General features: G+C 60.9%; 18 protein-coding genes and 2 pseudogenes. 9 read left to right on the top strand and 11 right to left on the bottom strand.

The annotated features are described in order from the left end of the window. Nucleotides 1–84: 84 nt before the first annotated feature. Complete coding sequence (locus F7P65_RS07655; RefSeq protein WP_150291157.1) at nucleotides 85–1224, top strand: M23 family metallopeptidase; 1140 nt, start codon at nucleotides 85–87, stop codon at nucleotides 1222–1224. Between the two features lie 133 nt (nucleotides 1225–1357). Here the strand turns inward: F7P65_RS07655 and F7P65_RS07650 are convergent. Then, nucleotides 1358–2239: pseudogene (locus F7P65_RS07650) on the bottom strand (YifB family Mg chelatase-like AAA ATPase); the annotation flags it as partial. Nucleotides 2240–2272: 33 nt separating this feature from the next. On the opposite strand from F7P65_RS07650, the gene F7P65_RS07645 reads away from it, so the two are divergent. The 5 genes from F7P65_RS07645 (at nucleotide 2273) to F7P65_RS07625 (ending at nucleotide 6425) form a co-directional block, all read left to right on the top strand. Next, nucleotides 2273–3826 carry a recombinase family protein gene (locus F7P65_RS07645; protein ID WP_150291156.1) on the top strand — a complete coding sequence of 518 codons (1554 nt, stop codon included), beginning with the start codon at nucleotides 2273–2275 and terminating at the stop codon, nucleotides 3824–3826. Nucleotides 3827–3903: 77 nt separating this feature from the next. Further along, nucleotides 3904–4449: a hypothetical protein gene (locus tag F7P65_RS07640; RefSeq protein WP_150291155.1), complete on the top strand. Its 546-nt coding sequence runs from the start codon at nucleotides 3904–3906 to the stop codon at nucleotides 4447–4449. A 287-nt stretch (nucleotides 4450–4736) separates the two neighbouring features. Continuing rightward, entirely contained in the window at nucleotides 4737–5465 is a 729-nt protein-coding gene (locus F7P65_RS07635) for a recombinase family protein (RefSeq protein ID WP_240334233.1), read from the top strand. A gap of 131 nt (nucleotides 5466–5596) precedes the next feature. Then, nucleotides 5597–5797 carry a hypothetical protein gene (locus F7P65_RS07630; RefSeq protein WP_150291154.1) on the top strand — a complete coding sequence of 67 codons (201 nt, stop codon included), beginning with the start codon at nucleotides 5597–5599 and terminating at the stop codon, nucleotides 5795–5797. A gap of 139 nt (nucleotides 5798–5936) precedes the next feature. After that, nucleotides 5937–6425, top strand: a complete 489-nt coding sequence (locus tag F7P65_RS07625) for a hypothetical protein (protein WP_150291153.1) — start codon at nucleotides 5937–5939, stop codon at nucleotides 6423–6425. A 479-nt stretch (nucleotides 6426–6904) separates the two neighbouring features. On the opposite strand, the gene F7P65_RS22630 is transcribed toward F7P65_RS07625, so the two are convergent. The 3 genes from F7P65_RS22630 to F7P65_RS07610 form a co-directional block, all read right to left on the bottom strand. Continuing rightward, on the bottom strand, nucleotides 6905–7312 hold the full coding sequence (locus tag F7P65_RS22630) for an HNH endonuclease (protein WP_420853314.1): 408 nt from the start codon (nucleotides 7310–7312) through the stop codon (nucleotides 6905–6907). Nucleotides 7313–7350: 38 nt separating this feature from the next. Next, a complete protein-coding gene (locus tag F7P65_RS07615) occupies nucleotides 7351–7689 on the bottom strand; it encodes a hypothetical protein (RefSeq protein ID WP_150291151.1) in 339 nt (112 codons plus the stop codon). 300 nt (nucleotides 7690–7989) lie between these two features. Continuing rightward, nucleotides 7990–10410 (bottom strand): hypothetical protein, encoded by a 2421-nt coding sequence (locus F7P65_RS07610; protein WP_150291150.1) that lies wholly within the window; start codon nucleotides 10408–10410, stop codon nucleotides 7990–7992. Nucleotides 10411–11685: 1275 nt separating this feature from the next. Between F7P65_RS07610 and F7P65_RS22625 the strand changes: the two genes are divergently transcribed. After that, nucleotides 11686–11988 (top strand): helix-turn-helix domain-containing protein, encoded by a 303-nt coding sequence (locus F7P65_RS22625; RefSeq protein ID WP_150291149.1) that lies wholly within the window; start codon nucleotides 11686–11688, stop codon nucleotides 11986–11988. A gap of 257 nt (nucleotides 11989–12245) precedes the next feature. Here the strand turns inward: F7P65_RS22625 and F7P65_RS22330 are convergent, their stop codons facing one another. Continuing rightward, on the bottom strand, nucleotides 12246–12419 hold the full coding sequence (locus F7P65_RS22330) for an excalibur calcium-binding domain-containing protein (RefSeq protein WP_150291261.1): 174 nt from the start codon (nucleotides 12417–12419) through the stop codon (nucleotides 12246–12248). 379 nt (nucleotides 12420–12798) lie between these two features. Here F7P65_RS22330 and F7P65_RS07590 point away from each other — a divergent pair, with 379 nt between their 5' ends. Beyond that, nucleotides 12799–13155: a hypothetical protein gene (locus F7P65_RS07590; protein WP_150291147.1), complete on the top strand. Its 357-nt coding sequence runs from the start codon at nucleotides 12799–12801 to the stop codon at nucleotides 13153–13155. Nucleotides 13156–13167: 12 nt separating this feature from the next. After that, nucleotides 13168–13365 (top strand): DUF5818 domain-containing protein, encoded by a 198-nt coding sequence (locus F7P65_RS22620; protein ID WP_420853311.1) that lies wholly within the window; start codon nucleotides 13168–13170, stop codon nucleotides 13363–13365. Here the strand turns inward: F7P65_RS22620 and F7P65_RS07585 are convergent. From F7P65_RS07585 to secF, 6 genes and pseudogenes are all read right to left on the bottom strand, one after another. Further along, complete coding sequence (locus F7P65_RS07585; protein WP_150291146.1) at nucleotides 13362–14135, bottom strand: hypothetical protein; 774 nt, start codon at nucleotides 14133–14135, stop codon at nucleotides 13362–13364. The two genes, F7P65_RS22620 and F7P65_RS07585, sit on opposite strands and share 4 nt — an antisense overlap. Nucleotides 14136–14232: 97 nt before the next feature. Next, nucleotides 14233–14871, bottom strand: a pseudogene (locus tag F7P65_RS07580) (magnesium chelatase domain-containing protein); the annotation flags it as partial. Nucleotides 14872–15027: 156 nt separating this feature from the next. Beyond that, nucleotides 15028–15699, bottom strand: a complete 672-nt coding sequence (locus F7P65_RS07575) for an RlmE family RNA methyltransferase (RefSeq protein WP_150291145.1) — start codon at nucleotides 15697–15699, stop codon at nucleotides 15028–15030. Next, nucleotides 15696–16808 carry a Ppx/GppA phosphatase family protein gene (locus F7P65_RS07570; RefSeq protein ID WP_150291144.1) on the bottom strand — a complete coding sequence of 371 codons (1113 nt, stop codon included), beginning with the start codon at nucleotides 16806–16808 and terminating at the stop codon, nucleotides 15696–15698. The genes F7P65_RS07575 and F7P65_RS07570 overlap by 4 nt, the downstream gene beginning before the upstream one ends. Nucleotides 16809–16909: 101 nt before the next feature. Continuing rightward, nucleotides 16910–17191: an MTH938/NDUFAF3 family protein gene (locus tag F7P65_RS07565; protein WP_420853310.1), complete on the bottom strand. Its 282-nt coding sequence runs from the start codon at nucleotides 17189–17191 to the stop codon at nucleotides 16910–16912. 131 nt (nucleotides 17192–17322) lie between these two features. Continuing rightward, entirely contained in the window at nucleotides 17323–18309 is a 987-nt protein-coding gene (secF, locus tag F7P65_RS07560; RefSeq protein ID WP_150291142.1) for a protein translocase subunit SecF, read from the bottom strand. Nucleotides 18310–18315: the final 6 nt, after the last annotated feature.

Raw genomic sequence — 18315 nt, 5'->3', positions numbered from 1 at the left:
GCGGCCCCTTCACCGAAAAAAACGCATGCGGGGTCGCAATTGTCGCAACAGAGCAAGAAGGGGGTCGCCGCCCTCTGGGCCAGGATGACTGCCCTGTGCCCGGAGCGGGAGATTTTCCTGCACTCGGGCGGCACGGTGAAGTTCATCCGCATTTCCCGCCGCGCGCAGCTCGTCGCCGCCGGGCTCCTGACCATGCTGCTGATCGGATGGGCCGCCCTCACGGTGTCGATGGCCCTGAACAGCGCGAGGATCGAACAGGATCGCGCGGCGCTGAACGCCGAGGGCAAGGCCGTCGCGAGCACTGCCAGCAAGGTCGCTACCTATCGCCAGTCGGTCGATCGACTCGCGCAGGAGCTGAAGGAGCGGCAGGATTTCATGGACGACCTCTACCGCACCCATTTCGGCAAGGAAGGTGAAGGCCCCGCGCAGCAGGTGGTCGGCAAGCCCGACGCCGAAACCAGAAGCGGCGCGCACACGCTCAACACCAGGATCAGTGCCGCGCCCGAAGCCGCCCCGCTGTTCCGCATCGACCAGCGCCAGCGCCAGTTCGCCGCGCTGCTGACCGGCGCGGTCCGACAGCGGGCGGACAAGGCCGCGGCCGCGATCCGCGGCTTCGGCCTCAACCCCGACGCCCTCGCCCGCAGCGCTGCCCGCGCCCAGGGCGGTCCGTTCGTGCCGTGGGAAGGCCAGGACGCCATGCCGGGCGAGTTCGAAAAACTCTCCAGCGCCCTGTCCCGCATGGAATTTCTGGAAGCCAGCCTGCTCGCCATCCCCTCCGGCAAGCCCACCGCGACCCCGATGCTCAGCAGCAGCTATGGCTATCGCAGCGACCCGTTCAATGGCCATGCCGCCTTTCACGCGGGCCTCGATTTCCCCGGCAGCTACGGCCAGCCGATCCTGGCCGCCGCCGCCGGCAAGGTAAGCTTCGTCGGCCAGCGCAGCGGCTATGGCAACGTGGTCGAGGTCGATCATGGCAACGGCATCCTGACCCGTTACGCCCACCTTTCGGGTTTCGCCGCCCGTGTCGGGCAGAGCGTGGCGCGCGGCGACAAGATCGCCCGCATGGGTTCGACCGGCCGCTCGACCGGCACGCATCTGCATTTCGAGGTGCGCGTGAACGGCAATCCGATCAACCCCCGCCGCTTTCTGGAGGCCCGCAAGGATGTCCTCCAAATCCAGCAGGTGGCCTCGGCCCGCCTCGCCGATATCGGCAACCGGGGCTAGAGCGGCGATTTCTTAACCAGCGATCATTTCCTATCGCTTGGCAATCGCTCTGAAATCCCGATTGCGGCGGCGGCCCATCGTCATCGCAACGACGCGTGAGAAGGGGCCAGTCCGGCAGGATCAGTTCACTGGATCAGTTCACCGGCGCCCGCCGCCGGTAGCTGAGCGCCTCCGCCACATGCACCCGCCCGACCCGGTCGGCTCCTTCGAGGTCGGCTATGGTCCGCGCCACCCGCAACACCCGGGTATAGCCCCGCGCCGACAGCTTCATCGCCGCCGCCGCCTGCGCGAGCAGTTCGCGCCCGGTCTGGTCCGGTCCGGCCACATCTTCCAGCCGCTCACCATCCACCTCGGCATTGGTCCGGACCGAAGAATTTGCATAACGCCGCGTCTGCACCGCCCGCGCCGCCGCGACCCGCGCGGCAACCTCCACCGATCCCTCGACAGGCGGCGGCAGGACCAGATCCGCCGCCGTCACCGCCTGAACCTCCACATGAAGGTCGATGCGGTCCAGAAGCGGCCCGGACACCTTGGCCTGATAATCGGCCGCGCAACGCGGCGCGCGGGAACAGGCCAGCGCCGGGTCGCCCAGATGTCCGCAGCGGCACGGATTCATCGCCGCCACCAACTGCACCCGCGCCGGAAAGGTCACATGCGCATTGGCCCGCGCCACGGTGACTTCGCCCGTCTCCAGCGGCTGCCGCAGCGAATCGAGCACGGCGCGCTGAAATTCCGGCAATTCGTCGAGGAACAGCACGCCCAGATGCGCCATGCTGACCTCGCCCGGGCGCGCCTTTTGCCCGCCGCCGACCAACGCCGCCATGGATGCGCTGTGGTGCGGATTGCGGAACGGTCGCGCCCGGCTAATCCGCCCGCCTTCCAGCGTGCCGGCCACGCTCGCCACCATGGAGGTTTCCAACGCCTCGCCCGGCGTCAGTTCGGGCAGGATGCCCGGCAGGCAGTTCGCCATCAGCGATTTCCCCGCGCCCGGCGGTCCGATCATCAGCCTGTTATTGACTGAGGACCTCCAGTGATACAGGGTCCGTTGATGATCGATATTCCCACGAAACCCAAGGCTTACAGCTACCTTCGATTCTCTACCCCTGAGCAGCAAAAAGGCGATAGCTTCCGACGCCAAACCCAGATGGCAGAGGATTACGCCAGCCGGAAGGGCTTAGACCTAGACGACACTTTTACGTTTCATGATCTAGGCATCTCAGCTTTCCGGGGTGACAATCTGGAAACCGGGATGCTCGGCTACTTCCTTGAAGCCGTGCGCTCCGGGGAGGTTGCCGCTGGCAGCTTCTTACTTGTGGAAAGCCTGGATCGTCTCTCTAGGCAGAACGCCCGCCGCGCATTGCGGACCTTGGAGGACATAGCGGACCGGGGGATAACGGTTGTCACACTGATCGACGGTCGGGAATATTCCAGGGACAGCCTGGATAAGGACCCCTTGGACCTCTTTGTTTCGCTCCTCACGTTTATGCGAGCAAACGAGGAGAGCGCGACCAAGGCCCGACGCCTTAAGGAGGCTTGGAAGGGCAAGCGGCAAAAGATGGCGGATGGGGTGCCGCTGACAGCCATCGTCCCCGCTTGGCTGCGGCTGGACCAAGAGGCTCAGGCTGTGGTTTCCATCCCTGAGCGGTCCGCCATCGTCCGGCGCATCTTTGAGGAGACCCTAGCAGGCACAGGGCAGGATTCGATTGCCAAGCGTCTAAACCGGGAGGGAGTGAAGCCCTGGGGACGCGGGAAGATGTGGCAACGGTCCTATATCGCGAAGATACTGGAGAATCCCGCCGTCATAGGGACCTACACGCCGCATACGCTGGAGCATATTGACGGCAAGAGGACCCGCCTGCCCCAGGAGCCGGTTGCGAACTACTATCCCGCCGCGATTAGTGAGGACCTTTGGAACGAGGCTCAGGCCCTTAAGGCTGGCGTTCGATCTAGGAGCCGGGGACGCCATGCCTCTGCGCCTGTAACCAATATCCTTGCCGGTCTCGCTTCCTGTCCAATCTGTGGCAGCACAATGACGCGAGTGCATAAAGGCGCGAGGAGCCTACCGAAATACGTTTGCGTCCGAGCCAAGGGAGGAGCGGGCTGCACATACAGGAGCGTCCCCGTTTCCCTGGTAGAGGATGCCATAGTTGAGCGCCTCCCTGAGCGCCTGAGGGACGCCCCAGCGGGACAGCGGGATAGCGAGCTAGACCGAGAGATTGAAACCAAGCGCCTGGAGCTTGGCGCTCTATCGGACCAAATAGAGCGGCTGATCGATCAGGCAGCAAACGCTGGAGGGTCGGCGGCCTTGGGTAAAGCCATCAGAGACCGGGAGACTGAATTTGAGGCGCTGCGGGATACCCTAGCAGACTTGGAAGCGCGACAGGCGGCGGCGGCGGGACAGACCGTCCAGGCCCGTATCGCTAAGGTCTTGGCGACCTTGGAAGGAGAGCAGCGCAACGCAGCCGAAATCAATCAGGCTATGCGGTTTGTGTTTCGGAAAGTTACGGTAGAGTATCGAGATGGATTGTTGATATTTGATTGGTTGCATGGGGGGAGCATGGCTTTGCCTTACGCCCTGCCGACAGAGGGGGACGAACAATGAAGGCTATGCTATTACCACTGTTAGCCGCTGCGATCCTTGCGCCTACAGCCGCTCACGCTCAGCAGTCCCTTACGTTCATGACCAAGGCTTATCCCGTTTCCAGCGGCGGGAGGAATATTGCCTGCGGCTTAGAATTTGAGGCTGGCGTCTCCGATAGGGTCTATCGGCAAGGCGAACTGTCAGCCATCGCAGGAAGCCTTTATTTCTATGGTTACAAGGGCGATCAGGTCCAGCCGTTTATAGGCCTAAAGCTGGTGGTGAGGGATAGAGATGCTGCGGGGACCAGCCTCACGCCTAATGCTCCCGCCCAAATTTCCATTTTCGGAAAAGACGGCAAATCTCTGGCCTCTGGCTATTATGGTGGCGGTGACGGGGAGACCCCAGGGAGCAAGTTGGCATCCTTCGCCTTCGATCAAAATTTCCAAAGCGTTATGGCCTCCATCTCGGAGGATGATCGCCTGGAGGTGGCGTTCAATCGCAAACAGGGCGGAACGGACGTGCGTATTCCTATTGATCTTTCGGTTAGTGAGGACGGCCAGCCGGGGCATAAAGGAGAGACCGCCGTTCGTTTCCTGCAATGCTTACGGGACCTAACGCGGGAGCTTCAGGCGAAATTGAAATAAGGGAAACTTTCAGGCCCTCTCCCCTGCTCTGCAAAGTCTAAACAACAACCAACAAGCCAGAGCTTTAGCGGTTATTTTGAAATCGATCAGATCGACCGACCGGGGGAACCCGTATCGGCGCGGGAAGGGACCCGTAGCGGAGGGACCCATGAACCAAGGGGGACCCATCGCCATCCGCTGCCCCCTCGCCTCTCGCCTGGCGTCCTCCGGTCCTGCCGCCTCTCGCTGCTATTGCCATTAGTCGGCGGCTGGCTGGCGATGCCCGACAAACATTTGCCCGATGAATTTTGTGGATTCACAAGCTGGAGCATTGCTGTTACATATCTGTCAACGAACATCGACTGAAACGTAACGAGGATGCAGCCATGACAACCTACGTCGCTTATGCCCGCGTATCGACAGCGAAGCAGGGGCGCTCTGGCTTAGGCCTGGAGGCGCAAGAGGCCGCAATCAATGCCTTCCTGAAACCTGAGGATACCTTGCTTGCTCCGCTCTATGTCGAGGTCGAGAGCGGAAAGAAAACCGACAGACCGGAATTGGCGAAGGCTTTGCGTCACGCGAAGCTGACAGGCGCAACGCTCCTGGTCGCCAAGCTGGACCGGCTGGCGCGTAACGTGGCCTTCATCTCTCAGCTTATGGAAGCCAAGGTCGATTTCATCGCCTGCGATCAGCCCAGCGCCACGCGCCTCACAATCCATATCTATGCAGCAATGGCAGAGCATGAGCGTGAGGAAGCATCCAAGCGAACCAAAGCAGCCCTTGCCGCCGCAAAGGAGCGTGGCGCTGTCCTGGGCGGCTTTCGTGGCGTGAAGGTCGATCCGGCCCAGGGCCTTGCCGAACGCCAGCGCCGTGCGACGGATTTCGCTGATCGCGTTCGGCAGGAGGTCGAGAGCCTGAAGGCCCAAGGCGCGACAAGCCTGCGGGACATTGCGGGAAAGCTGAATGAGCGTGGCATTAAGACGCGGCGCGGGGGCGATTGGTCCGCAACGCAAGTAATGCGGGTCATGGAGGGATAAATCACTTTCCACAATCAGCGATATTCTACAATTGTGGAACGTTATATTTTCATTCACTCACTTTTTATCTTGAAGTCTATCTTGCTGACTCTAAATAGCTTTCTCGAAAACATTACCAAGGGGGAACAATCTTGACCGACATGTCTTTTACCGTCGCATCTGAAACGCACGAGACCATTGACGTAAGGGACATGGGCGAAGGTGCATTGATCCTGATCGAACCGGGCGCGGATGGTAGACCCTCTGAGCAAGTCGCCATCCATTTCGATCAGATCGCAGCTATCTACAGCGCCTTGGCTCCTCGCTATGCTTCCCAGGCCCTTGCGGCCTGACACAAAAACACAGATCGACAATCAGTAGGGCGCGGGGATCGACCTTCGCGCCCTTCGCTATTCCATCGGACCTATTGAATTGACCCTCCCCGCCTCTACCTGGACAAAGCCTATTGCGAACCTCACGCCAGCCGAACGCATGGCGGAGCGGGACCGTGCGATCATGATGGCGCTGGACGGTAGAGCTATTTCGGCCCAGGCGCTGGCCCTGGTCGCGTCGATCCTGGAGGTGCATGAGGCGACGCTGTCTCCCCAGGGGATGCAGCGGAGGGAGGAGCGCCTAGCAGGCGTAAAGCTCGCCCTGGAGGCAATGCTGTGCGACCTGATCGGCGCTGCGGCCCTGGAGCGTTGGTCCTGGAGGTCGATGAGGCGGGAAGCCTTTTCCCGGCAAGCTGTATCCTATCGCATGTTTGCCCTGGTGCGCGAAATGCTCCTGGCGGCTGGATTGGTCGAGGAGCTTCCACCCTTCACAGACAGGACCGGCTTTGGGCCTGTAGGGAAAGCGACAAGGCTGCGACTGACCCAGGCAGGCATGGCCCTGGTCGAGAGGCATGGAATAGACCCATCGGACCATGGGCAGCATTTCGCCCTATCGACCGATGCGAAGGCCCAGGCGATGGACCTCTGAAACTGTGTTCCCGGTATAACTAAAGTATCTTTAGTCTACTCAAGGGATGACGGATAGAGAGACATATAGGAGACCTAAGTTATACGGTATGTCGATATGACATATGGATAGGCTTAGAGCCTGACCTGGAAATGACCCTGTATCCAATCTCAGTCAATCTTTGATCGATGGATCAGCTAAGACAGGTCTTTCCTTTTCAGGTCTTAATCCAGGTCTCCCCTCTCGGCCCCACCTCTGGACCGCTGCACAATCCTCACGAAACGAAATGACCTGAGGACCTTCCGTCCCCATGATGGCGCGTCTACCAATTTCGCCACGCCCGCATCGGTCGCGCCTAGTTTCTCGGGGAGGCGATAGAGGACAGCCTTAGATTGATCAGGAAGGCCCATCCCAGGCACAAGGCAGGGCTGTCAGCTACCCAAGTAGCTAGACGCCCCGCGATATGCCGGGATGGCAGCAATTCACCCACGGAATGGAGGCTAAACGGCTTCCTCAGCCTTCCATGCCCGTATCCATCGGCAGGCGCACGACTGATCGACGCCGAATAGCCCCCCAAGCTCCTCCCCTGTCACACGGCGCGAATGGCGATGAGTTTCCCAATGGAGCCTGGCCCGTTCGTGCCTGTCAGCATAGCGCATCATGTTCGTGACCCGTTTGTGGTCACTGCGTTCGATCAGCCTTAGGTGCTTGGGATTGCAGCATGGTCGATTTCCACAGATATGATCGACCTCATAGCCATCGGGGATTGCGTCCAGGTCATTGTGCGCCCTGAGGGTGAATCGGTGGAAAGCCTCCCTGACTTTCTCTCCATCTACCGTCCACGTCTTATAGAGATAATCGTCCTGGTTTGTCTTATGGCTGATGCTGTAGAAACATCCGCTGTCCATTTCGACAAAGCGCATGGGTCTTGCTTGTGGATGACTCATTACAGCATCCCCGCAAGCTCAGGCTCGTAGAAGGCAAGGAGCTTCTTTGCGGCCCTGCGCCTGGCCCTGGTCTCCCCTGGGCAGCGGACCATGATCAATGCCTCTTTGGTCGCTGCTATGCCCTGCGTATCGTCCTTCGCGATTGCGCCCTGGACGATCAGCTTCTTAATGAGCTGCTCGGCTTCGATGGTCGCCGCTGCTCTGGCGACCTTAGCGGACCTCCAGGTCCACCCTACTGCCGTTCCATGCCTACGCCCTCGCCGCGCCATGTTTTCAGGCTTTCTGCGGCTGGCGAGCCATCGGGCATATTCTGAGCGCTCCTCGGCAGTCTCCAGCATCCCCCAGATTCCGTTTGCATGGAATTGTCCCGTTGGCGATGACTGTAGTCGTTGCGGGACGAGCGGCTCAGCGAACGACAGGGAAACGAAATCCGCAACGGATGATGGCTGCTTGCGGGGAGCTTTCTTCGCCTCTGGTGGCGCATGGTCCCTGCGGTTGAATTGAAATGACCCTGCCCCTGGTGGTGGTGGAGCGTCGGGCTGCGATGGTTTCGATTTTGATGGTGGTGGCATGTTGTTTCGGAATGAGAATGAAAAGATGCCCGCCAGACACATGAGCATCTGACGGGCATAGGTTGACTACCGCTTGATTTGAGCGACAAGCGGCTGGAGCGTTGCCCTGGCCTTGTCCCTCAGGCCTTCGGGCAATTGGTCGAGAGCATCTGTTGCGATGCCCTGGGCCTTGTCGCGGCTGGAGGTATTGCCGATGGAAGCGACAGCGGTGGAAATGATATTCTTCGCTCCATCGTCCAGGCTGCTATCGGACCTTACGGCATCGATTGCGCTGGAGACCCTGACCTGGTTTGCTGCGGCGGTTGCGCGATAGGCTTCCACGTTGCGGATGGGCGATGGCGCTTGCTGGCTCTGCCTGAAAATGTCGGCATCCAACATCCGGCCCGCTTGCTCCTTCGCAGCATACAAGGCTTCGACCGTGGCCCGGTCTGGATTGGCCTTGTCCAGTTCATCGGACCATGCTTCATAGGCCTTCGCAAAGTTTCGCTGAGGCTCTGTGATGCCCTGGTCTGTGGACTTCCATGACGGGGAGGCGGCTGCACCAATATCTACCGCCATCCCTTCGCCGCCCGCGACAGAGGGGCGCGAAGCAACATCAGGGGAGCTATAGATTGCTGGTGGCTCTCCAGCCGCTGCCGGGACTCTGGACTTAGGCTCCCATTTCGGGTCCCGATTCAGCGCTCCCTTTTCGGCCATAGAGGCCAGCCGGTCTACGATCGCATTGCCAGCATTCCCCGCCATGAGCCGGTCCGGTTCCGCAAGGAAGGCATTGAATTGCTCTGGGCTGATCGTGCCGTCCTTCAGGAGACGCAAGGCCCCTGCGTCCTGCTGCGAAGGCAGTAGACCTGTCCGTTCATAGGCGAAGGCGCGGAATCCTCCATCGCCAACAATGTCGTCGCGTGCGTTAGCGATGCCGATTTTGCGCCCTTCCTGGGCCATCCGTTCGGCATCGTTTGCCGCCTGGGCCTTGACTGCATCGGCTTCGCGTTTGGCGAAGAATGGGGCATCCCTGGCCTCATCTGAGAGCTTCGCTAGGGCATCCCGCGCCTTGGCTCTATTGCCTGCGGCTGCGGCAAGCTCTGGAAGCTGTGCAAACTTCGGGGCCTGAGACGCAAGCGCTCTTGCCGCTGCCGCTGTGTCGCGGGAAGCGCCTCCCGATGCCATGCGCCCTGCGATGCTACCGACAGCGCCGCCCAGAGGACCCGCGACCTTGTAACCGGCTGCTGAGCCTGCTGCCTCGGCTAGGACCTTCTTCATGGACCCTCGCGTCTCAGCGCCATCGGGGACAAGGGCTTTGAGGCGACGGGTCTTTTCAATAGCGTTGGCTACGGCTTCACCTGCTGGGCTTCCGTCCCTCAGGGCTGAGACCTCATCATCGCTGAGGATATGCCTGCGGTCCATTGCCAGCTTTAGCCGCGCCTTGACGGAAGGCGTAAGGTCGAGGCTCTGGATTTCCGCTCTGGGCAGATATGATGCTTCAAGCTCAGAGACCCGATTGGACAGCGTAGCATCTTGGAGCTTCCGTTTTGCCTTGCCGGTCTGGATCGTCCTAACAATGCGGTCCAAATCGGTAGCTATCTCCCCGTCCGTCGCTGCATGGGGATTCTTGGCCTGCTCAGCGAGGAAGCGGGCCTTTGCGACTTTGGGCAGAGCCTTGTCGATAAGCGGCTCAGCGACCTTTGCGATACCCTTGCCCGCGCCATGAAGGACAGCGCCGCCGACTGCTCCTCCAGCCGCGCCTAGTGCCGTGCCGTCGAGACGGTCACTAATACCGCCTTCGTCCGAACCAAATCCGTAAGCCGCGCCGTAGCCAGTTCCTGCGGCCATCATGGACCCTAGCTTGGTCGTGCCTTTCGCTGCCCTGGCTGCGTTGGCGGCTCCCGCAACGGGGATAAGACCCCCTGCGATGCCTCCACCGATGAAACCTATAGGATGGTTGTCAAAGGCTTCTTTCAGCTTGCGCCGTTCATCCGCTACGTTTTCGTTGTAGGCGTCTGAAAGGTTCTTGCCGTCCCAAACAGAGGTCTTTGACCCTGGCAAGACGGTGCCCAGGCCAGCCGTAATTTCATCAATCGTTCCGAATGACAGTGCATCGCCTAACCCCAGAAAGGCGCTGTTGAGGAAACTGCCCCTGTCCTTCTCGGCTGGCGGGGGTGCCCCTGTATCAGTGGGCGTCCGCTGGCCTCCCTGTTGCTCCTGCTGAAACTTTCGTTCCTGCTCAGCGATCCATGCGTCTGAGGCAGGGTCCTGGCCTGGGGAGGAGGTAGCGTCGGGAATGTAGGGGATGAATTGGTCGCCGTGCTGGGCGGCTGGCGCTGGATCGACTTGGGGACCGATTGCCCTGCCTGCGGGTCCAGAGGATGCCTTGGGAGCGGGAGGCAGGCTTGCGGCAATCTCATCGACCTGGGCCTCTTGTTCCTGAGGGCTGAGGTCGAGGAAACTATCGTCCACTTCAACCTTGCGGCCATTGATTTCGAGGACAGGCATTAGTTACGGACGCCCTCGGCTGGTGGCGTGAAGCATGGTGGCGCGAACTGGTCGCGCAGTTGGTTTTTCATGTTGGATTTTCCAATTGGAATGAATGATGCCCTGGGCCTCGCATCGTCATGCGTTCGTGAGGCAGAGGGATGGGTTTTGATTGCCAGTCACGAGGACCGGCGATTGGAGCGAAATGAGCGGTAGCAATCCGTCAAGTTTCGCTGTGTTTCGGGAGGCGCAAAATCCGCGCATTGCTCCTATAATGCGTCTTTTAGCCCACTTTCTGATTTTCTAACGTTAAATCAATCGGTTATGCCCCACAGCAATCGCGCAGAAATGGCATGAAAATCGAGCAACAAAATTACTCCATTAAGCGATAATTGAGTAATTATATTCCAATTTCCTGAAGTAACGGATTTCCGCCATTTTTCAGAATTGACCTGAGGGTTTCTGCGGCCTTCAGAAAGGGGCTTGCTTGGGAAGGTCGAGAGTCGCGGGACCCCTTGTTTTAAGAGAGAACACAGGCCTCGTGACGCTTCCATCTGCTCGGACAGTCCTGGGTTTCCAGGCCGTTTGATTGGGGAACAATCTGCAAGATGGATCGCGGGTCGCCGCCTCGTTGTTTCGATGGTTACGGCCCGCCTCTTTTGATGGAAACGCTCGGCCCCGCTCAGGCCTGTGTCATGGGTCCCCGTCCAATAGACTTGAATGTTTCCGACCGGACCTTTTGAAGCGAAACGCCCACCCATGAAGCGACAGGAACATGAGGACCGGACCGCCATCGGGAAAGGTGGCAGTATAATCCTCCCCGCTCCATCCCCGTTCCTTATGTTCACTTTTTGTTCTACAATCTCTCCACGCCCTGAGTCGCTTGGAGGATCGAAAGATGACTGCTGCTGCCCCTCTCGCCATCCCTTCGCCACGGACGGTCCCTCTCGACCAAATAAACGCTGTGGAATTGACGGGGGACCTCCTGATTGACGCCTTCGCTTATGCCCAGGGACCAATGGAAAGCCGCTGCGCCTCCCTGGAGCGTTTCGCAGTTCTCCAGCGCCTCAAGCCCCCTGCCGTTGCCGCTGAGGCGCTTTCGATCCGCATGGCTATCCTGGGGGCGCTTATGGACTCCCTGGGCATCGTGGAGGGTGAATGGCTTGCGACCTGTGATGCCGTGGCAAGGATACGGCTGGAGGACGGTAGAAACCATGCGCTGCCTTGGGGAAACAGCGGCGTCTCTTACAATGAGGCCCAGCTACAGGAGATGATTTGGTCTTACGGGGAGCAGCGATGAGCCGCCGTAGGAAGGGAGAGCAGCCTATTCCCCGATTGCTGGACTCTTGGTCTCAGGATCATCCGGTAGCCAACATGATCCGCACAGGGTCCAGTTGGTTTGCCGCGTGGCAGATGCAGAAACTAACGCCTGCCGTGAAGCTGGCGCGACAAACCGGCATTGCTCCTGCTCGGCTGGCTGCGATCAGTGCGGGGGACAGGGTATCCAGGGCTGAACTGGACGCGCTTGCGAGAGCTTGGAATATCAGCGCGGGGGACCTTGCGGCGTCGATGCCTGACAAGCGGCTACTGGTGGAATGATCGATCCAATAAGCGTATAGGGTCCACATGGTAGCAGAACTGGACGACATACAGGCCCAGGTCGATTGCCCACGTTGCGGCGCGGCGATCAATGTGCCTTATCGCCAAATCCGGCTACACAAAGCCGCTGCCTGTAAGTGCGGTGCCCTCATACGGTTGGAAGACGAAACGCCGATAGCGACCGTCCAGCGCCTTATTGATGAAGCTAATCCGCCAAATGGGGATAACGACAGTTAGCCTTGTCTTTTTTCCTAAGATTAACGTCCCCGATATGGTTCGCAGCCTATTCCATCCCCGTCTCTATCCAAATGTGGCCCATAACCGGGCTGACCTGCGTAAACCGGAGCAGCGCCAGCGGCCCTAGCAGCGCGACAGTTGGGATATGACCAAGACGGCAGCGAAGCCGTCTCCTCTGAGGGCGCAACACTCATTACCGCTGAGGATGGCTGTTGGGCGTCAAGGTCCTCTGAAATTGTCCCGCGATCATATTGGACCGGCTCAGGCTCGGCAGGAGATGAGGACGTTTCAGGAGCCGCCAGCAACGTAGCGGGCCGCGCAGTAGCCGATTCTTTCTGGCCGTCCCAAGCATGAAGGGCGAAAGCTCCGACTAGCCCTGACCCTACCGCAACGCCGATAAACTTCACCGCTTCCATGCGAGCCTTGCGCTTCCGCCGTGCCTTATGGAAATCGCCCAGCCTGACAGGAGGAGCGCGAAAGGGCTTTTTGAATGACATATCCTTGCGTTAGCCCCTTGTCAGTAAACGACGCGTAACGGCATACAAATCGGCAAGCTGTGGAAGGGGGGAATTCATGCGGCTCAGAGATTTAGCAATTACGGCTGGAATGTGCATCATGATGGCTTCTTGCGGGGAATCCAAGGCGGATTTGCACGGGCGGATTGATGAACTGGAGGGTCAAGTCTCCCAACTTGAGGAGGAACTAGAAACAGCGAAATCGGACCTAGAGGAGGCTCATTCACAAGCCCAGGAGGTCCAGGACAAAGCCGAACAAGTTGCGCAAGCCAGCAGCGAGCTACAGGCTCAGGTCTCCCGTTTCGACGGAGAGAACTGGCGCGAAGTTGTGGATGATGTGCGGTCTGCCAGCGGGGAAGTAGATACGGCGCAGTCGGACCTGTCCAGCGCGACCGGCGATCTGCAAAGTTACTGAGGGGCAGCGAGCTTGAGACCCCGCCCTATATCGGAGACCGGCTTACTCCTAACAGACAAGGGCCGTTTGATTTTGCAGATGCCTGGAGGAGGCGCGTGGCGGCTTGAGGCTCCCCGGAAAATCGAAAAGATGCTGGGGCGGCGGGTCACGGTTACAGGCTATCGCGTCGATTTCGACGTGATTGAGGTCGATAAGTGCCTGCTGATTTAGGGCTGTGCGGCCTGAGCAGCGCCAGCATCGCCTTCAATGGCCCCCGCAAATTCAAGTAGATTGGTGCCGTGTTCAATCGCGCTATCCGCCCCGCCAGCTACAGCGCCAACCCACACGACTCCTGCTCCGATGAGCTTTAGCGCCTTACCGGCCTTAGAAATCCAATTCCGGGCGGATGGCTCCTTGGCCTCTTTCATTCCCCAGGCTCGCGTGATTTCGGAAACCGTTGCACCATAAATTCGGGAAAGCCCTTCGATCCCGATGGCGTCAAAACAAGTGACAGCTTGCAACATATTTCCGATTTGCACTTTGAGGAACTGGCGCAGGGACGTATCCATTTCGACAGTGTCAATCTCTGCCAGCAGTTCCATCAGGCTGTTACTGATCGTGTCCAATGTCACAGGATTAACGGCGGCTTCAGGTAGACCATGTGTCACGTCAGCAGCCAAAAACATCAGGTCTATAGAGTCGCTCTGCTTTTTGACCTGATCGACGTTCATTCCGCCAAGGTGCTGGACCAATGAAAATGGCTCCAACCTCTCGGCGGCCTTAGCGTAAAGAGCTTTGGCCCTGTCAGATGCCGATGACATTTCTAATTCGAACTCAAACCGCCGAAATGCAGCACTCACGCCCTGCAAGCCTTCAAAGAAAACTGCTGACCCTATTGGCGCAGAAAACACAGCCGACCATCCGTCTGCCATGTTGGTATTCTGTTGTCCGCGAAATTTATCATAGACCTTGGCAATTTTAAGCGCTGCGCATTGGCTCATCGTGTCGTGCTTCTTTCAGCCGTTCTCGCTGCGTAACAGCCTATCTTGACGAACAAGCAGAGGCAACGTCATTCATAGGGTCTTCACGTTACAACGGGAGCAGATTATGTCCGCCCGCCGCCGCGATCTCCAGCGCGCGCTTCGCCGTCTCCTGCCCCTTGACCTGGCGCAGGTCGGCTGTGCGGATCGGCAGGGCGACGTCGCCCGGTTGCGGCGGCGACAGCGCGGCCGTCCCCTTGAAATGGTTCAGAAGGCTGAACAGATCGGGCGCGGCGATCACCTCCACCTGACCGGCCCAGGCCGCCTCCGCCCCCTGCGCCACCGGGCAGACAAGCCCCAATTCCCGTTCCCCGGCATGGAGCGCGGCGAGCAACACCCCCGGCGTTTGCGCGATCCGCCCGTCCAGACCCAGTTCGCCGACCACGACATAGCCCGCCAGCGTCTCGGCATCGATCACCCCCATCGCACCCAACAGGGCGAGCGCGATCGGCAGGTCGAAATGCGATCCTTCCTTGGGCAGGTCGGCGGGGGAGAGATTCACTGTGATTCGCTTGGGCGGCAGCGACAGGCCGATGGCGGCGATGGCGTTGCGCACCCGCTCCCGACTCTCGGCCACCGCCTTGTCCGGCAGGCCGACGACGATGAAATTGGGCAGGCCCGGCACCAGTTGGCACTGGACCTCCACGCCGCGCGCCTCCAGCCCGAGATAGGCCACCGTCGATACCGTCGAAACCAATGCGTATCCCCCCTGCCGCGCCCATCCGGTCCGGTCCGTGCTGCCCCATTTGTGGAGCGCCGCGACCCGAACGGCAGAACCGGGCTGTTACGAGCCACTTGCCTCGTTCCAGCGCCTTTGCAGGAACAGGACGGGGTTTCAATCTCTTAGCAGCAATCAGTCGTCTTCCGGCCGCCCCTTGAAGCCCTGGGCCACGACATACCATTCCACGCTGCCTTTGCGGCTTGCGGGGGGCTTGGCATGTTTGATCGTGGTGAAATGCCTCTTGAGAATGGCGAGCAGATCGGCATCCGTCCCGCCCGCGAACACCTTCGCGACGAAGCTGCCGCCCTTGCGCAGATTCTCCACCGCGAACATCGCCGCGGCCTCCACCAATCCCATGGTGCGCAGATGATCGGTGGCCGCATGGCCCACGGTATTCGCCGCCATGTCGGAGATGACCAGATCGGGCGCTTCGCCCAGCGCCTCGGCCAGCAAGTCCGGCGCCTTGTCGTCCATGAAGTCCATCTGGAAGAGCGTGACGCCCGGAATCGGATCGGTCGGCAACAGGTCGATCCCCACCACCTTCGCCTTGGGGCAAAGCTTGCGCACCACCTGTGCCCAGCCGCCCGGCGCCACGCCCAGGTCGACGACCGCGCGCGATCCCTTCACGAAGTGGAATTTCTCATCCAGTTCGATCAGCTTGAAGGCGGCGCGGCTGCGCCACCCCTCCGCCTTGGCGCGGCGGACATAGGGATCGTTCAACTGTCGTTCGAGCCAGCGGGTCGACTGGGCCGTGCGCCCCTTCGCCGTCTTGACCCGCACCTTGCCGGCACCAGTGCCTCTCACATTCTTGCTCCATCGCGGTCCATCAAACCGCGCAATATGCCTTCGCGAATCCCGCGATCCGCCACGCCCAGACGCTGGGCTGGCCAGATATCGAGGATCGATTCCAATATGGCGCAGCCCGCCACCACCAGATCGGCCCGCTCCGTGCCGATGCAGGGCAGCGTCTGCCGTTCCGCCAGCGGCATGGAGGACAGCCGTTCCGAAATCGCGCGCATCGACGTCGAGGGCACGATCAGCCCGTCAATCGCCTGCCGGTCGTAGCGCGGCAGGTCAAGATGCAGGCTGGCCAGCGTCGTCACCGTTCCAGAGGTGCCGAGCAGGCGGATGTCGGGCTGCGGCGACGGCAGACGACGTGCCAGCGGGGCAAAAGCCTCCGTCACGCGTGCCCGCATCCGGCCATAGGCGGCCAGCCGGTCCGCTCGATCGGCATGGTCGAACGGCTCGCTCTCGGTCAGCGACACCACCCCCCAGGGGGCGCTCACCCAATCGACTATATGGGGCGCGCCCGAACAATTGGAATCGACCAGCACCAGTTCGGTCGATCCGCCGCCAATGTCGAAGATCAGCGCCGGGCCGTCGCCCGGTTCCAGCAACGCATGGCAACCCAGCACCGCCAGCCGCGCTTCCTCCTGCGCGCTGATGACGTCGAGCGCGATACCGGTTTCGCGATAGACCCGCTGGATGAATTCCGCCCCGTTGTCGGCGCGGCGGCAGGCTTCGGTGGCAACTGAGCGGGCCAGCGTCACATGGCGGCGGCGCAGCTTGTCCGCGCAAACCGCGAGGGCCGCAATCGCCCGATCGATCGCCGCGTCGCTGATCCGCCCGGACGCCGCCAGCCCCTCACCCAGCCGGACGATGCGGGAAAAGGCATCCACGACGATGAACCCGTCGGACGACGGCTTGGCGATCAGCAGACGGCAATTGTTGGTCCCCAGATCGATCGCCGCATAGGATCGCCGACCCCGCGGCGGATGAGGCAAAAGGCCCCGCGATTTCGACGGGGGAGTGAGGGCCGCAGCCTTGCTCCCATTGCCTTGACCGGATCGGATACCCGAAACGCCGGCGGCCGGACCGGAACTCTGCGGCGATGGGCGGCTGTGCTGCACCATGGCCGTATCTCTTTTCTTCTTCGCCAACGCCGGAAAGCGCCGGAACTTGCCCCAAGAGTAAGCGGATGAAGAAGAAAGCGCAAGAAGGGGCGGGAAAGCCCTCAGATAAGCGGGAGCAGCGCCGCGACGATCCACCGCTCCTCGGCGCGCAGCACGCCCCAGGCGCGAGCGGCGGCGCGGCTGTCCATGACCTCGACGCCGATGCCCTTCGCCTCCAGTGCGCGGACGAAGGGACGCGGCGGCTGGCGCAGCCCCGCGCCGGTGCCGAGCAGCAGAAATTCGGGAAGCGGGTCGAGATCGAACAGATCGCCCAGATCCGCCGCCGTCAGCGCGTCGATGACCGGCGCCTCACGCCAGGCCAGAGCGCGCAGCGGCGAGAGCAACAGGCCATCGGGAAAGACATCGTCCCTGACCCGAAAGCCCCGCCCCTGAAAGCCGGTGACGATCGGCCCCTGCCCCGTTTCATCGCGGCGCAGTTCGATCCCCGATCGTCCCTTTCCGGGCGCCTGGCCGTTCAGGGCCGCGCTCCGTCGTCACGCGGACCCGTGCGTTCGGCCTGAGCCGCGATGTTCGTCTTGCTCGCCTTCTTTTCCGCTGTTGCGGGCGACAGGCCGAGGCTGATGAGCAGCGAGGACGACACATAGACCGACGAATAGGTGCCGACGATGATGCCCAGCATCATGGCCGCCGTGAAGCCGCGCAGCACATGGCCGCCCAGCAGCAACAGCGCGCCCAGTGCCAGCAGCACCGTCACCGACGTCATGACGGTTCGCGGCAGCGTCTCGTTGACCGACAGGTCGATCAGCGCCTTCATGTCCATCTTGCGGTATTTCCGCATATTTTCCCGAATGCGGTCGTCGATCACCATCTTGTCGTTGATGGAGTAGCCCACGATGGTGAGCACGGCCGCCACGGTCGTCAGATCGAACTCCAACTGGGTGATGGCGAAGAAGCCCAGCGTCATCAGCACGTCGTGCATGATCGCGACGAAGGTCGAGATGCCGAACTGCCACTCATAGCGGAACCAGGAGAAGATCGCGATGCCGACCACCGCCAGCATCACGGCCAGCACGCCGTTCTGGATCAGTTCGCCCGACACCTTGCCCGACACCGTGTCGTAGCGGGAGAATACGACGCCGGGGAAATCCGCCATCAGCGCCTTGCGCGCCTTTTCGACAATGGCATTGGCCGCGCCCGCGCCGCCCTGTTCGGGGAGTGGCAGGCGGATCTGCACCGTTTTGGGATCGCCGAATTGCTGGAGCGAGCCATCGCCCACGCCGAGCCGGTCCACCACGCCGCGCACCTTGTCGATGGGCGGCGGTTGCTGGAATCGCGCCTCGATCATCAGGCCGCCGACGAAATCGACGCCCAGATTGAGGCCCTTGTAGAAAGTCGCGCCGACCGCCAGCACCGTCAGCAGCGCCGTCAGGCCAAAGGCCCAGTGGCGCAGCTTGACGAAGCCGATATTGGTGTTGTCGGGGACGAGCTTAAGCAGTTTCATAGTCTC

The organism is Sphingobium estronivorans (assembly GCF_008692605.1).
Taxonomy (GTDB): domain Bacteria; phylum Pseudomonadota; class Alphaproteobacteria; order Sphingomonadales; family Sphingomonadaceae; genus Sphingobium; species Sphingobium estronivorans.
Note: the sequence above shows the minus strand (reverse complement) of the source record. Positions and strands in the feature narration are given on the sequence as shown.